Source organism: Pseudolysinimonas kribbensis (assembly GCF_030161895.1).
Classification (GTDB): Bacteria; Actinomycetota; Actinomycetes; order Actinomycetales; family Microbacteriaceae; genus Pseudolysinimonas; species Pseudolysinimonas kribbensis.
The window spans coordinates 155,938-170,704 of sequence record NZ_BSVB01000001.1 but is presented as its reverse complement, the minus strand read 5'-3'; the positions used below and the strand labels follow the sequence as shown (position 1 = coordinate 170,704).

11 protein-coding genes and 3 pseudogenes are annotated in these 14,767 nt (G+C 71.1%); 13 read left to right on the top strand and 1 reads right to left on the bottom strand.

Annotation, left to right across the window (positions count from 1 at the left end; genetic code table 11):
• Window positions 1-45 precede the first annotated feature (45 nt).
• The 13 genes and pseudogenes from QQK35_RS00975 (at window position 46) to QQK35_RS00915 (ending at window position 12,563) form a co-directional block, all read left to right on the top strand.
• Window positions 46-423, top strand: a complete 378-nt coding sequence (locus tag QQK35_RS00975) for an SCO2097 family morphological protein (protein WP_284252179.1) — start codon at window positions 46-48, stop codon at window positions 421-423.
• Between the two features lie 262 nt (window positions 424-685).
• A pseudogene (gene mraZ / locus QQK35_RS00970) lies at window positions 686-1,115 on the top strand (division/cell wall cluster transcriptional repressor MraZ).
• A gap of 98 nt (window positions 1,116-1,213) precedes the next feature.
• A pseudogene (gene rsmH / locus QQK35_RS00965) lies at window positions 1,214-2,184 on the top strand (16S rRNA (cytosine(1402)-N(4))-methyltransferase RsmH).
• The gene (gene ftsL, locus QQK35_RS00960) at window positions 2,181-2,768 is read left to right on the top strand and encodes a cell division protein FtsL (RefSeq protein ID WP_284252178.1); all 588 of its coding nucleotides are present in this window, start codon (window positions 2,181-2,183) and stop codon (window positions 2,766-2,768) included. The pseudogene rsmH and the gene ftsL overlap by 4 nt, the downstream one beginning before the upstream one ends.
• Before the next feature lie 22 nt (window positions 2,769-2,790).
• Window positions 2,791-3,870: a penicillin-binding transpeptidase domain-containing protein gene (locus tag QQK35_RS00955; protein WP_284252176.1), complete on the top strand. Its 1,080-nt coding sequence runs from the start codon at window positions 2,791-2,793 to the stop codon at window positions 3,868-3,870.
• A gap of 2 nt (window positions 3,871-3,872) precedes the next feature.
• A complete protein-coding gene (locus QQK35_RS00950) occupies window positions 3,873-4,568 on the top strand; it encodes a penicillin-binding transpeptidase domain-containing protein (protein ID WP_284252174.1) in 696 nt (231 codons plus the stop codon).
• Between the two features lie 61 nt (window positions 4,569-4,629).
• Complete coding sequence (locus tag QQK35_RS00945; RefSeq protein WP_284252172.1) at window positions 4,630-6,204, top strand: Mur ligase family protein; 1,575 nt, start codon at window positions 4,630-4,632, stop codon at window positions 6,202-6,204.
• Window positions 6,201-7,619, top strand: coding sequence for a UDP-N-acetylmuramoyl-tripeptide--D-alanyl-D-alanine ligase (locus tag QQK35_RS00940; protein WP_284252170.1), 1,419 nt, complete (start codon window positions 6,201-6,203; stop codon window positions 7,617-7,619). The genes QQK35_RS00945 and QQK35_RS00940 overlap by 4 nt, the downstream gene beginning before the upstream one ends.
• The gene (gene mraY / locus QQK35_RS00935) at window positions 7,616-8,728 is read left to right on the top strand and encodes a phospho-N-acetylmuramoyl-pentapeptide-transferase (RefSeq protein WP_284252168.1); all 1,113 of its coding nucleotides are present in this window, start codon (window positions 7,616-7,618) and stop codon (window positions 8,726-8,728) included. Before QQK35_RS00940 ends, mraY begins: the two co-directional genes overlap by 4 nt.
• Window positions 8,713-10,209, top strand: a complete 1,497-nt coding sequence (gene murD, locus QQK35_RS00930) for a UDP-N-acetylmuramoyl-L-alanine--D-glutamate ligase (protein WP_284252166.1) — start codon at window positions 8,713-8,715, stop codon at window positions 10,207-10,209. Before mraY ends, murD begins: the two co-directional genes overlap by 16 nt.
• A gap of 16 nt (window positions 10,210-10,225) precedes the next feature.
• Window positions 10,226-10,972 (top strand): annotated as a pseudogene (locus QQK35_RS00925) (FtsW/RodA/SpoVE family cell cycle protein); the annotation flags it as partial.
• A 5-nt stretch (window positions 10,973-10,977) separates the two neighbouring features.
• Window positions 10,978-11,481, top strand: coding sequence for an FtsW/RodA/SpoVE family cell cycle protein (locus QQK35_RS00920; RefSeq protein WP_348534858.1), 504 nt, complete (start codon window positions 10,978-10,980; stop codon window positions 11,479-11,481).
• Window positions 11,478-12,563 (top strand): UDP-N-acetylglucosamine--N-acetylmuramyl-(pentapeptide) pyrophosphoryl-undecaprenol N-acetylglucosamine transferase, encoded by a 1,086-nt coding sequence (locus tag QQK35_RS00915; protein WP_284252162.1) that lies wholly within the window; start codon window positions 11,478-11,480, stop codon window positions 12,561-12,563. Before QQK35_RS00920 ends, QQK35_RS00915 begins: the two co-directional genes overlap by 4 nt.
• On the opposite strand, the gene murC is transcribed toward QQK35_RS00915, so the two are convergent.
• Window positions 12,560-13,972, bottom strand: coding sequence for a UDP-N-acetylmuramate--L-alanine ligase (gene murC / locus QQK35_RS00910; RefSeq protein WP_284252160.1), 1,413 nt, complete (start codon window positions 13,970-13,972; stop codon window positions 12,560-12,562). The two genes, QQK35_RS00915 and murC, sit on opposite strands and share 4 nt — an antisense overlap.
• Window positions 13,973-14,767: the final 795 nt, after the last annotated feature.

Sequence of the window (14,767 nt, the reverse complement as noted above, 5' to 3'; positions counted from 1 at the left end):
GCGACCCCGCGAGGGAGCCCCGAGCCCGGGACGAGGGAGATCGAGATGCCGCTTTCGGAGCAGGAGCAGCGCCTTCTCGACGAGATGGAGCGCGGTCTCTACCACAGCGACGCGGACGACGTCACGACGGTCGGCGCAAGCCGCGGACGTGCCGGCAGCACGGCCATCCTGCTGGGGCTGATCGGGCTCGTCGCCGGTGTGGCGCTCCTCGTCGTGGGCGTCATGGTGCGCCTTCCCATCGTCGGTGTGATCGGCTTCGTCGCCATGTTCGCCGGGGCACTGCTGCTCATCGCGCCGCCGCGACGGCTGACGGTGTCGGGCACCGGTCACGGCCACGTCGACGCCCCTCGACCGCACCGCAGCTCGTTCATGGATTCGCTCGGTGAGCGCTGGGACCGGCGCAACGACGACGACGAGCACTGACGTGTCGGGGCGTCCGATGACGTCCTGACGCCAGCCTGAGTCGGCCGCCCCACGGGCGGCTTTTTCATGCCCGGATGCGATGGCCGGTGCGGGAAAATCCTCCACTTCACTCCACGCCCAGGATCGCTGCATTTTTCTGGCCTTGTTGCGCGCTCGTACCCCCTCTTCGGGGCGATGTCGCCGGTATGTGCTTGGTCGGTGGGGGAGAGTGGAGTAAAGTGGAGCCGTCCTTCCATCTGGCCGGAGTACGAGGGGGTCCGAGATGCTGCTCGGCACCTTCGCGCCCAAGCTCGACGACAAGGGGCGCATCATCCTTCCCGCCAAGTTCTGGGACGACTTCGCCGCCGGCATCGTCATGACCAAGGGCCAGGAGCGCTGCGTCTACGTCTTCAGCCAGAAGGAGTTCGAGTCGGTCTACGAACGCGCCCGGCAGGCGTCGATGACCGGCAAGCGGGCGCGCGACTTCTTCCGTCAGCTGCTGAGCGGCGCCGCGCAGGAGGCCCCCGACAGCCAGCGCCGCGTCACGATCCCCGATGCTGCGCGAGTGGGCGACCCTGGACCGCGACCTCACCGTCGTGGGCGTGGGCACCCATGCGGAGATCTGGGACACCGCCGCGTGGACCGCGTACTCCGAGCAGACCGCCGCCGACTTCGCCGACGTGGACGAGGAGGTGATCCCGGGCATCTTCTGACCCTCGGGTGCGACCCTCAGCCGCACGCCCTGCCTTCTCTTCCCCGATGGCAGGTCGCGCCGGATGGGGATCGGACCCGGGGCCGCAGCCCGCCTCCCATGAGCGACATCACTCCCGACAACCCGCGTCACGTGCCCGTGCTGCTCGAGCGCACGGTCGAACTGCTCGCCCCCGCTCTCGCGGGGACCGATCGCGTGCTCGTCGACGCCACACTCGGCCTGGGCGGGCACGCCGAGGCCTTCCTCGAGCGGTTCCCGGAGCTCGTGCTCGTCGGCTTGGATCGCGATCCCGAGGCGCTGCGGCTCTCCGCGGAACGCCTCGCGCGGTTCGGGGATCGGGTGCGGCTCGTGCACACCGTCTACGACGGCATCCGCGGCGCGCTGGACGGACTCGGGATCGCCCGCGTCGCCGGCATCCTGTTCGACCTCGGCGTCTCGTCGATGCAGCTCGACGAGACGGATCGCGGCTTCGCGTACTCCCGAGACGCCCCGCTGGACATGCGCATGGACCCCGGATCGCCGCTGACCGCCGCGCGCATCCTCGCCGACTACGACGAGGCCGCTCTGCGCCGGATCTTCACGCAGTACGGCGAGGAGAGGCTCGCCAGCCGCTACGCCCGCCGGATCGTCGAGCGCCGTGTCGCGGCCCCCTCACGACCTCCGCGGAACTCGTCGCGCTGCTCATCGAGGCCACCCCCGCCGCCGTGCAGCGCGAGCGCTCCGGGCACCCCGCGAAGCGCGTGTTCCAGGCGCTGCGCATCGAGGTGAACCAGGAGCTCGTGGTGCTCGAGCGCGCCGTCCCCGCCGCCGTCGACGCTCTCGCCGTCGGCGGGCGCATCGTCGTGCTCGCCTACCAGTCGCTCGAGGACCGCATCGTCAAGCGCGAACTGCAGCGGCGATCCACCTCGACGGCTCCGCGCGGTCTGCCCGTGGAGCTGCCGGAGCACCGCCCGGAGCTGCGCCTGCTCGTGCGCGGCGCGGAACTCGCCTCCGACGAGGAGCGCGCCCGCAATCCGCGGAGCGCGCCCGTGCGGCTCCGCGCCGCCGAGAAGCTGCGGGAGGCGGCATGACGCTCGCGACGGCCACCGCCCCGCGCCGGGCCCCGGTCGGTGCGCCCGACCCACGCCGCCACCTCGAGATCGCCGCGAGTCGCGCCCAGCGGCGTGCCCGTCCGCGGCTCGTGCACGTGCTGGTCACGCTCGGCGGCATCGGGGTGATCCTGCTCGGTCAGCTGCTGCTGAGCATCTGGATCGCCGACGGCGCCTACCAGGTGCACACGCTGCAGGGGCGGCAGGTCGAGCTGCAGCGCACCCAGCGCGCCCTCGGCGAGCAGCTCGATCGGCTCGGATCGCCGCAGTCGATCGCCGCGCGCGCCGAGCAGCTCGGCATGGTGCAAAGCGGCAACCCCGCCTACCTCGACCTGGCGACGGGCGCGGTCAGCGGGAGCCCATCGGCCGGCACGGCGGGCATCCTCGGCGCGGGCGGCGACCTCGTGCCGAACTCGCTCGTCGGTACCGGGGGACTGGATCTGGACCAGCCGGACTCCGCGGGATCCACAGCGTCCGCGGCCGGGAACCCGGGCGGAACCGGCGCGTCATCGACGAACGCCGCGACACCGGATGACAGCGTGATCCCGTCACCGACCACCCACTGACCCGTTCGAGGAGCCGCACGCGATGATCGTCCGACGCCGCATCGGCCGCCGCCTCGGCGTCGCGATGGTGGCCGTGTTCGCGCTCGTCGCGGTGTTCGTCGTGCGGTTGGTCGACATCCAGGTCGTGCAGGCCGAGTCGCTGACCAAGGCCGCGCAGGCGCGACAGGAGTTCCAGTCGACCGTGTACGGCGCGCGTGGCGAGATCGTCGACACCAACGGCGTCGTGCTGGCCTCGAGCGTCGACCGCTTCGACATCACGGCGTCGCCGCGGATCGCGAAGGTCGACGGCTACGGGTTCGACCGCAAGCAGAAGGACGGCAGCAAGAAGACGATCAGCCTCGAGGACTCGGTCTCCGAGATCGCGGCGATCACCGGCGCCGACCCGCAGAAGATGTATCAGGCGATCATCACGGACCCGACCTCCGACTTCACGTACCTGGTGAAGGAGGTGCCGCTCGCGCAGTACCAGAAGGTGAAGGCCCTGCACATCCCGTGGGTGTACGCGCAACTGCACCCCGCGCGCAGCTATCCCAACGGCGCCGTCGCCGCGAACCTCATCGGGCTCATGGGCACCGACGCTCCGCAGGCCGGCGTCGAGCTCTCGGAGAACGCGTGCCTGGCCGGCTCGAACGGCACGCAGACCTACCACGCGAGCGCGAACGGCGTGCCCATCCCGGGCAGCACGATCACCACCAAGCCCGCCGTGAACGGCGGCAAGGTCACGCTCACCATCGACTCCGACCTGCAGTGGTTCGCGCAGCAGACGCTCACCCAGCAGGTGCAGGCGACGGGCGCGCAGTGGGGCACCGTCACGGTCGTGCGCATCCGTGACGGGCACATCATGGCCGACGCCGACTACGGCAGCGGCGACCTCAACGACATCACGGACTCGAAGCAGCTCAGGGCGGGGAGTTTCGTCGCGCCGTACGAGCCCGGGTCGGTCATGAAGCCCGCGACCGTCGCCGGCCTGCTGCAGTCCGGCAAGATCACGGCATCCACCCCGGTCAATGTGCCGAGCAGGTTCACCGACGGGCTGCCCCCGGGTTCTCGATCACCGACTCCTTCTACCACGGCGACCTGCACCTCACGGCGGCGGGCGTGATCATGGACTCCTCCAACATCGGCATCGCCGAGCTGACCAAGCTGGACACCGAGGCGAACCGCTACGCCAATCTCGCGAAGTTCGGGTTCGGTCAGAAGACCGCGTCGGGCTTCTACGGCGAGGACCCCGGCCTGCTGAAGACGCCGGCACAGGCCGACTCGGTCACATCGATCACGCAGCAGTTCGGACAGGGCATGACGGCCACGTCGGCACAGGTCGCGCAGCTCTATCAGACCCTCGGCAACGACGGGGTCCGGATGCCGCTGACCCTCGTGGAGGGCTGCACCAGGTCCGACGGCACGGTGGTCGACACCCCCTCCACGCAGGGCACGCAGGTCGTGTCGGCATCCACCGCGCGCACCGTGCGCGACATGATGCAGACCGTGTACCAGGAGGGGCCGAGCTCGAGCTTCCTGAAGATCCCGGGGTACAACATCGCCGCGAAGACCGGCACCGCGCAGGTCGCCGATCCCGCGACCGGCAAGTACGCGAAGGGCCAGTACATCGTCTCGGTCGCGGGGCTGGTTCCCGCGGACAAGCCGCTGTACGCGGTCGTGTTCACGCTGGCCAAGCCGCAGGGCATCACCTCGTCGGTCGCGGCGGCCCCCGGCTGGAAGACGATCATGGGTCAGGTCATCAAGGCGTACCGGGTGCCCGCGTCGACGGGCGTCCCGTCGCTGCCGCCCGTCACGTGGTAGCTGCCGGTAACCTGGTGAGCCAGTCCGCCGACACGGACACGATGACCAGGAGGCCCGAGGAGTGGATTCCCGGAACCCGCCGGTGCTCCGGCCCGAGCACCCGACGCCCCGGCCGCTGGCCCTCCTCGCCCAGGAGTTCGGGCTCGAGCACACCGGCTCGCTCGACGGCGTCGAGGTGACGGGCGTCACCCTGAGCACGGGCGACCTGCGCCCCGGCGACCTGTACGCCGGCATCCAGGGCGCCCACAGCCACGGTGCGCAGTTCGCGTCCCGTGCCGCCGAGCAGGGCGCCGTCGCGCTGCTGACGGACCCGGCCGGAGCCGAGCTCGCCGCCGGATCCGGTCTGCCCGTCCTGCTCGTCGACGACCCGCGGGCCGCCCTCGGTGAGGTGTCGGCGTGGGTGTACCGCACGGGCGCCGACTCCGCGAACCTGCCGTTGCTGTTCGCGACCACCGGCACCAACGGCAAGACCTCGACCTCGTACCTGCTCGAGGGCATCCTGCGCCAGCTGGGCCTCGTGACGGGACTCTCGTCGACCGCCGAGCGGCACGTCGGCGACCTGACGGTCGTGAGCCGGCTGACGACTCCCGAGGCGAGCGAGATGCACGCGCTGCTGGCCCGGATGCGGGAGGGCGGTGTACGGGCGGTGGCCGTCGAGGTGAGCGCGCAGGCCCTGACCTGGCGGCGGGTCGACGGGCTGGTCTTCGACGTCGTCGCCTTCACGAATCTCAGCCACGACCACCTCGACGACTACGCCGACATGGAGGAGTACTTCCGGGCGAAGCTCGAGCTGTTCGAGCCCGAGCACGGCCGGCGAGGCGTCGTCTGCCTCGACACGTCGTGGGGGCGGCGCGTGGTCGACGAGTCGCGCATCCCGGTGACGACCGTCGCCACGCGCGGACATGCCTCCGACGAGGACTACGACGCCGCCCAGTGGACCGTCGAGATCCTCGAGGAGTCGGCGGCGTACAGCGAGTTCCGGCTCACGGGCCCCGACGGGCGCGCCCTCGTGACGCGGGAGCCGCTCATCGGCTGGCACATGGCCGCCAACGCGGCCCTTGCGATCGTCATGCTCGTGGAGGCCGGTTTCGAGCTCGAGGCGATCGGGGCGGCTCTCGACGCCGACGGCGGCATCCGCGCCTACCTGCCCGGGCGCACGGAGCGCGTCTCCGGCGAGCGCGGACCGAGCGTCTACGTCGACTTCGGGCACAGCCCCGACGCGTTCGAGAACACCCTCGGCGCGGTCAGGCGATTCACCCCCGGCCGGACGATCATGGTGTTCGGCGCCGACGGCGACCGGGATGCCACGAAGCGTCACGAGATGGCACGCGTCGCCGCGGAGCTGAGCGACGTGCTCGTCATCACCGATCACCACCCGCGCTTCGAGGACCCGGCGTCCATCCGCGCGACGCTGCTCGACGGGGCGCGACTCGCCGAGCACCAGCCGGAGGAGACCTACGAGGTCAGCCCGCCGGAGGAGGCGATCAGGAAGGCCGTCTCGCTCGCCAAGGAGGGCGACTCGATCCTCTGGGCCGGGCCGGGGCATCAGGACTACCGCGACATCCGGGGCGTGCGCACGCCGTATTCGGCCCGCGAGCTGGCGCGTGCCGCGCTGCACGAGGCGGGCTGGGCGTGATCGCGCTGACGCTCGCCGAGCTGCGTGACGCGCTCGGCGGGGAGCTGGTCGGCGGCGACCCTGCGGACGTCGTCGACGGCAGCGTGCACACCGACTCGCGGCTCGTCGAGCCCGGCGCTGTCTTCTTCGCCCTCCCGGGCGCCGTGATGGATGGTCACCAGTTCGCGGCCGCCGCGGTGGCGAACGGGGCCGCCCTGGTGATCGCCGAGCGGCCCGTGCCGGTCGACGTGCCGGTGATCGTCGTGTCGGATGGGTACGTCGCGTTGGCGGCGCTCGCGCGGCTCGTGGTGGAGCGTGTGCGGGCGGCGGGCGGGCTGCGGGTCGTCGCGGTCACCGGCTCGAACGGCAAGACGACGACCAAGAACCTGCTGCGCGCCATCCTGGAGGCCGAGGGACCGACGGTCGCGCCCGCCGGCTCCTTCAACAATCACGTCGGCGCCCCGTTCACGATGCTGCGGGTCGGGCGCGACACCCGCTACCTCATCGTCGAGATGGGGGCGAGCGCGATCGGCGACATCGCCCGCCTGATCCGGATCGTCGTGCCCGACATCGGCATCGTGCTCAAGGTGGGGCTCGCCCACGCCGGCGGGTTCGGCGGGATCGAGCAGACGCAGCAGGCCAAGTCCGAGATGGTGCGCGACCTGCCGCCCACCGCGGCGGCCGTGCTCAACACCGACGACCCGCGGGTCGAGGCGATGAGCGGCGAGACGTCCGCGCGGGTCGTGCGCTTCGGGCTCGAGGCGCGCGCCGACGTGCGGGCGACCGACGTGCGAGCGACGGCAGCCGGTACGACCTTCCTCCTGCACGCCGACGGGATGACGCTCCCGGTGCGGTTGCGGATCCTCGGCGAGCACCACGTGATGAACGCCCTCGCCGCGCTCGCGAGCGCACGGGAGCTCGGCATCCCGCTGGATCGCGCGATCGCGGCGATCGAGACCGTCCCGCTGGCCGAACGCTGGCGGATGGAGCTCCTGCGCAGCGCGCCGGAGGTGGCCGACGGCGGTGTCACGATCATCAACGACGCCTACAACGCATCGCCCGACTCGACGGCTGCGGCCCTCAAGACGCTCGCCCAGATCGCCGGGCCCGAGCAGCGCACGGTCGCGGTGCTCGGCCACATGGCCGAGCTGGGGGAGTACGCGACCGAGGAGCACGACCGCCTCGGCCGGCTCGTGGTGCGGCTCAACATCGGGCAGCTCGTGGTCGTCGGTGCCGAGGCCCGGGCGATCCACCAGGCGGCCTCCCTCGAGGGGTCGTGGGACGGGGAGTCGGTGTTCGTCGCGGATGTGGACGCGGCCTACGATCTTCTTCGTGCGCAATTGCGGCCCGGCGACGTGGTGCTCGTGAAGTCCTCGAAGTCCGCAGGACTTCGCCACCTGGGCGATCGGCTCGCCGGAGCGGGGACGGCCGAGTGATCGCCCTCCTCATCGGCGCCGGGTTCTCTCTGCTGTTCACCCTGTTCCTCACCCCGCTGTTCGCCCGGGCGTTCCGCCGGTTCGGCTGGGGCAAGTTCATCCGCGACGACGGGCCGCAGACCCACCACGCCAAGCGCGGCACACCCACCATGGGCGGCCTCATCTTCATCGTCGGCTCGACGATCGGGTACTTCGCGGGGCACCTCGCGATCGGCTACCCGGTGTCGCGGGGCGGCATCCTCGTGCTCGCGATGATGATCGGCCTCGGCCTGGTCGGCTTCGTCGACGACTTCCTGCAGACGCGCAAGCAGCAGAGCCTCGGGCTCGGCGGGTGGTCGAAGATCCTCGGGCAGGTGATCGTGGGCACGATCTTCGCCCTGATCGTGATCCTGCTGCCGGACGCCTACGGCACACCGCCGGCATCCGGCTCCATCTCCGTGGTGCGCGACGTCTCCTGGCTCAACCTGTTCTTCCTCGGCCCGGTGATCGGCGTCATCCTGTTCGTGATCTGGACCAACGTCATCACGGTCGCGGCGTCGAACGGCGTCAACGTCACCGACGGGCTCGACGGCCTGGCCAGCGGCGCCTCGATCTTCGCGTTCGCGGGCTACATCCTGCTGTCGTTCTGGCAGAGCAATCAGTGGTGCGAGAACCCGGCGATCGATCCGAACGTGGTCGACAAGTGCTATCCCGTCGCCCAGCCCATCGACCTCGCGATCGTCGCCGCCTGCATCACGGGCGGGCTCATCGGGTTCCTGTGGTGGAACACGACCCCGGCGCAGATCTTCATGGGCGACACCGGGTCGCTCGGCCTCGGCGGCGGGCTCGCGGCGCTCGCGATCCTGACCCGCACCGAGCTGCTGCTCGTCTTCATCGGCGGCCTGTTCTTCATCACGACCGGGTCGGTGATCCTGCAGCGGGTCTGGTTCAAGCTCACCAAGTGGCGCTACGGCCAGGGCCGGCGCATCTTCCTCATGAGTCCGCTGCACCATCACTTCGAGCTCAAGGGCTGGGCCGAGATCACCGTCGTCGTGCGGTTCTGGCTCATCGCCGCGCTCTTCGTGGCGTTCGGCGTCGGCCTGTTCTATCTGGAATGGACGCTGAGCTGACCGCGCTCGAGGAGCTCACCAGCTGGCGCGCCGACTGGCGCGGCCTGCGGGTGGCGGTCTTCGGCCTCGGCGTGACCGGGTTCGCCGTCGCCGACACGCTCGTCGAGCTCGGGGCGGAGACACTCGTCGTCGGGAGCCCCGGCGACGAGGAGCGGCAATCGCTGCTGCGCGTGATCGGCGCGGGGTTCGCGCAGCAGGCGGACCAGTCCGTCGTGCCCGCCGAGCTCGATGCGTTCGCCCCGGAGCTCGTCGTGACGTCTCCCGGATATCCGCCGCATCACGCGCTGCACGCCTGGGCGCGCGAACGGGGGCTGCCCGTCTGGGGCGACATCGAACTCGCGTGGCGAGTGCGCGACAAGGTGCTCGCCCCCGGACGCGACGCGCCGGCCGACTGGCTCTTCATCACGGGCACGAACGGCAAGACCACGACGACCCAGCTGACGGCCACGATGCTGGTGGCGGCCGGGCTGCGCGCCGCGCCGGCGGGCAACATCGGCATCCCGGTTCTGGATGCCGTGCGCGACCCGGCCGGATTCGACGCTCTGGTCATCGAGCTCTCGAGCCATCAGCTGCACTGGATGCGCCCGGGCACCTTCGCCCCGCTGGCGGCCGCGTGCCTCAACCTCGCCGACGATCACCTCGAGTGGCATGGCTCGGCGGCGGCGTACCGCGACGCGAAGGCGAAGGTCTACGACGGCGTGCGGGTCGCGTGCGTCTACAACCTCGCCGACGAGGCCACCCGCGAGATGGTCGAGGAGGCGGAGGTGCAGGAGGGCGCCCGCGCGATCGGATTCGGGCTCGGCGTCCCGGGGCCGAGCGACGTCGGCCTCGTCGACGGGATCCTCGTCGATCGTGCGTTCCTCGACGAGCGGCGCACCTCGGCGCTCGAGCTCGCCACGCTCGACGACCTGCGTGACTCCGGGCTCGACTCGCCGCACATGACGGCGAACGTGCTCGCGGCGGCGGCGCTCGCCCGGGCGGCCGGAGCCGACCCCGCCGCGGTGCGTGAGGCCGTGCGATCGTTCCGGATCGGCGCGCACCGCAACGAGCGCATCGCCGATGCGGACGGTATCCGGTGGATCGACGACTCGAAGGCGACCAACGCGCACGCCGCCCAGGCCTCGCTGGCCGCGTACCCGTCGGTGGTGTGGATCGTGGGCGGCCTGTTCAAGGGCATCGACCCCGAGCCGCTCGTCATCCGGCACGCCGACCGGCTGCGCGGCGCCGTCCTGATCGGCGAGGACCGGTCGGTGCTGCGCGCCGCGTTCGCGCGACACGCGCCGGGGGTCACGGTCGTCGAGGTGGAAGACGTCGAGACTGAGGAGGTCATGCCGTCGGCGATCCGCGCCGCGGCGTCGCTCGCCCAGGCGGGGGACGTCGTGCTGCTGGCCCCGGCGGCGGCGTCGTTCGACCAGTTCTCGGACTACGCGGACCGCGGCACGCGCTTCGCCCGGGCCGTCATCCAGCACCTGGAGCGCTGACCGGACAGGAGGGGCGATGACCACCACCTCCTCCCGTCGCACGCCGCGACCCGGCCCCGAGCGGCGCGATCGCTCCGGCGCGGACTCACCACGACCGTCGGCCGCGGTCGTCGCGGTGCAGCGGATCTTCTCCGCGGAGACGCCCGAGTACTTCCTGCTGCTCGGCACGACGCTCTTCCTCGTCGTGTTCGGCCTCATCATGGTGCTCTCGTCGTCGTCGATCGAGTCGTACGTCAACAACGACAAGGACTTCTTCGCGACCGCCACGCGCCAGGGACTGTACGTGCTGATCGGCCTGCCGGTCATGCTCATCGCCGCGCGCGCACCGCTGTCGTTCTGGAAGCGGTGGGCCGGTCCGGCGGTGATCGCGGGCGTGGTGCTGCAGCTGCTCGTCTTCACGCCGCTCGGCTACGGCTACGGCGGCAATCAGAACTGGATCAAGGTCGGCTCGTTCACGGCGCAGCCGTCCGAGCTGATCAAGCTCGCGTTCGTGATCTGGCTCGCCTGGATCCTGAGTCGTCGCCTCGACGATCTCCACGACTGGAAGCGCGCGCTGATCCCCATCGGTCCGGTCGTGGCCGTCTCGATCGGCCTCGTGCTGGTGGGCCGCGACCTCGGCACGGCGCTCATCATGGTGGCGATCGTGTTCGGCGCGATGTTCATCGCCGGGACACGCCTGCGCATCCTCGGCGTCGTGATCGTGATCGCGGGCGTCGTGGGCATGCTCGTGCTGTCGGTCAGCGAGTCGCGCGTCGGCCGCATCCAGGCGTGGCTGGGCGGCTGCAAGGACCCGACGCTGGCCGCATCCGACTGCTACCAGACCCTGGGGGCTGGCAGGCGCTCGCGCACGGCGGCGTGCTGGGGGTGGGCCTCGGCAACTCGACCGCGAAGTGGAACTGGCTGCCGGAGGCCGCGAACGACTTCATCTTCGCCGTCATCGGCGAGGAGCTGGGCATGTTCGGCGCGGTCCTCGTGCTCGTGCTGTTCGTCGTGCTGGCGATCGCCTTCGTGCGCATCATCCGGATGTCGGACGACCCGTTCGCCAAGATCGCGACGAGCGCGGCCATGGTCTGGATCGTCGGCCAGGCCTTCGTGAACATCGCGGTCGTGCTCGGGCTGCTGCCCGTCCTCGGCGTTCCCCTGCCGCTCATCAGCGCGGGAGGCTCGTCGCTCATCACGACCCTCGCGGCGATCGGGATCGTGCTGTCCTTCGCGCGACATCGCCCCGCGCGCGCCGAGCGGGTGGTGCGGCCGGGCAGAATGGCCCGGTGACCACCTACCTCCTGGCCGGCGGCGGGACGGCGGGCCACGTCAATCCGCTGCTCGCGACCGCCGACGCTCTGCGCACCCGCGATCCGCAGGCGAGGGTGCTCGTGCTCGGAACCGCCGAGGGGCTCGAGGCGCGCCTCGTGCCGGCGCGCGGCTACGAGCTGCTGACGATCCCGCGGCTGCCCTTCCCGCGCCGCCCGAACCGTGACGCCGCGCGCTTCCCCGCTCGCTGGCGCGCGTCGGTGCAGCGCACGCGCGGGCTGCTACGCGAGCACGGGGTGGATGTCGTGGTCGGCTTCGGCGGCTATGCGTCGGCCCCGGCGTACCGCGCAGCACGACTCGAGCGAGTGCCGATCGCCCTGCACGAGCAGAACGCCAAGCCGGGCTTCGCCAACCGGATGGGTGCGGCACTGACCCGCTTCGTGGGCGTCACGTTCGCGGCGACCCGGCTGCGTCACGCGCGCGTCGTCGGGATGCCGCTGCGGCGCGAGATCGCGGACCTCGACCTGCCCGCGGCGCGCGCGGAGGGCCGTCGCATGTTCGGCCTCGACGACCGGCGCCCCGTGCTGCTCGTCACGGGCGGCTCGACCGGAGCGCGGCGGCTCAACGAGAGCGTCGCGGTGCAGATCGCGGCGATCCTCGGCAGCGGCTGGCAGGTGCTGCACATCACCGGCGCGCGCTCGCCCGTCGCGGATCCGCAGCTGGACGGATACCGCATCCTGGAGTACTGCGATCGCATGGAGCTGGCCCTCGCGGTCGCCGACCTCGCCGTCTCGCGCGCGGGCGCCTCGACCGTCGCCGAGCTCGAGGCGCTCGGGATCCCGGCAGTGCTGGTGCCCTATGCCGTCGGCAACGGCGAGCAGGCGGTCAATGCGCGGGACGCGGTCGACGCGGGTGGGGCGATCCTCGTCGCCGACGCCGCATTCGACGCGCGCTACGTGCGCGAGGAGCTGCCCCCGCTGCTCGCCGACCGCGCCCGCATCGCCCACATGGCGGCGTCGATGGCATCGATCGGACGCCGCGACGGCGCCGAGCGCATGGCCGACCTCGTCGCCGAGGCCCTTGCGTCGCGGGAGGGTGGCTAGCGGGACGCGTCGACTGTCTCGGGGATCCGCTCGAGCGCCTCGAGCAGCTGGGGCACGATCCGGTAGACGGTGCCGCAGCTGAGGGTCATGACGATGTCGCCCTCGCGTGCGATGGCGGCCATGTAGTCGGCGGCGTCCTGCCAATCCTCCTTGAGGATCACCTTGCTCTTGTCGACGAAGTTGTCCACGACCAGCTGGCCGGACACGCCGGGGATCGGGTCCTCTCGCGCGCCGTCGACGGCGAGCACGATCGTGAAGTCGGCGTTCTCCTCGTAGGCGCGCGCGAACTGGTCGGAGACGTTCTGAGTGCGGGAGTACAGGTGAGGCTGGTGCACGGCGATGACGCGACCCTTGCCGACGACCGTCTGCGCGCCCGCGCACGCCGCGGCAGCCTCGGCGGGCTCGTGGGCGTAGTCGTCGTACACCGAGACGCCGCGAACGATGCCCTTGAACTCGAACCGGCGCTTCGTTCCCCCGAAGCGGTCGAGCGCGGCGATCACGAGGTCGATCGGATGCCCCATCCGCACGACAGTGAGCACGGCGGCGGCCGCGTTGAACGCGTGATGCCGACCCGGCACCGAGATGCGCGCCCGGTGCGTCTCGCCCTGCCAGTGCAGGTCGAACGTGACGTGGTCGGTCGCGACGATGTCGGAGAGGCGCATGTCGACGCCCGCGCCCTCGCCGAAGCGGAGTACCTCACCCGTCACGCCCGTGAGCACCCGGTCGAGCTGGTCTCCTTCACCCGCGACGACGAACTCGTGCGCTCCGTTGGCGAACGTGGTGAACGCGTCCTCATAGCCCTGGTCGGAGCCGAAGTGGTCGAGGTGCACGGTCTCGACGTTGGTGATCACGGCGATCGACGTGTCATACAGCAGGAACGAGCCGTCGGACTCGTCCGCCTCGAGCACGAAGAGCGGATCGTCGCCCGCGCCCGAGCTGGTCTTGAGCGACTGGATGACGCCGCCGTTCACGAAGCTCGGGTCGATGCCGAGCTCCCGCAGGATCGTCACGATCATGCCGGTCGTCGTCGTCTTGCCGTGCGCGCCCGCGACGGTCAGCACGCGGCGCCGGCGCGAGAGCCAGTGGAGCGCCTGCGAGCGGTGCAGGAGGGTGAGCCCGCGCTCCTGCGCCAGCAGGTACTCCGGGTTCTCCGGCCAGATCGCGCTCGTGAACACCACGGTGTCGGCGTCGCCGAGGTTCGCCGCGTCGTGCCCGACGTGGACGGTGGCGCCCGCTTCGCGCAGCGGCGGGAGGTAGGGGCTCTCCTCGCGGTCCGAGCCGCTGACCGGCACGCCCGCATCGAGCATCATGTGCGCGATCCCGCTCATGCCGGACCCGCCGATCCCGATGAAGTGGACACGTCCCAGGTTCTCCGGGACGACGAGCGAGAGATCGGGCTTGAGCGGCATCGCCGTGATCATAGCCCGGCCCATGGCGTCCGTCCGGCTAGGCCAGCAGGCCTCGCCAGATCTCGACTCGGCTGAGCGCATGTGGTCCCGCCCCTCGCTGTCGGGCACGCCGCTGGCCTCGACGAGCGCGCGCCACGCGAGCGTGGCCTCGCCGATCCTGCCCAACGTTCCGTGGTCGCCGCGATCGTTGTGCCAGTCCGCGGATTCGCCCAGTTCCACCTCGATGCCGTCGAGGAACCGGAGGTCCAGCAGGACGGGAGCGGGCCGATCGTCGGGGGCTGGGGGAGTCGACCGCTGTCGAGCAGAGCCAGCCAGGTCCCCTGCATCCCGAGCGCGGTACGGGTCGTGCTCGTTGACGGTGAGAGTGTGAGGAGCTCCAGATAGTGCGCGCGGATCGTCGGCAGGGACGCGTCGAGGGCCGACCCGAGACCACGTTTGACGCTGGGCATCAGCCGAGCGCGGCGTGCCGTCGCTACGTCGATCATGGCGCGTAGCCGGTTCTGCAGGGCCGTTTGGATCCAGCCGTACCAGGAGATGTGCTGGTGATCTGCCAGGCGAGCATCTGGGAGGCGGGTGTCGGGAAAGCGCGCCGCGAGGTCCGACAGCATGTCGTACGCGTTCGATGAGTAGCTGAGGGCGATCCGCGACATCTGCTGCAGGGAGGCGGGGATCTGGGATCGGTGTCGGACGACCATGAGGTATTCGTCGAGAAGGGAGATGCAGGCGCCGCAGATGGACAGGGTCGTCTGCTGGAGGTCCTCCAGGAGCGTCGTCGCCCGGGCCTCGTCGCCCTGG

Excerpts from the sequence above, each read along its gene's own strand:
- QQK35_RS00975 (WP_284252179.1), top strand. The coding sequence starts at position 46 with ATGCCGCTTTCGGAGCAGGAGCAGCGCCTTCTCGACGAGATGGAGCGC.
- ftsL (WP_284252178.1), top strand. The coding sequence starts at position 2,181 with ATGACGCTCGCGACGGCCACCGCCCCGCGCCGGGCCCCGGTCGGTGCG.
- QQK35_RS00955 (WP_284252176.1), top strand. The coding sequence starts at position 2,791 with ATGATCGTCCGACGCCGCATCGGCCGCCGCCTCGGCGTCGCGATGGTG.
- QQK35_RS00950 (WP_284252174.1), top strand. The coding sequence starts at position 3,873 with ATGGACTCCTCCAACATCGGCATCGCCGAGCTGACCAAGCTGGACACC.
- murD (WP_284252166.1), top strand. The coding sequence starts at position 8,713 with ATGGACGCTGAGCTGACCGCGCTCGAGGAGCTCACCAGCTGGCGCGCC.
- murC (WP_284252160.1), bottom strand. The coding sequence starts at position 13,972 with ATGCCGCTCAAGCCCGATCTCTCGCTCGTCGTCCCGGAGAACCTGGGA.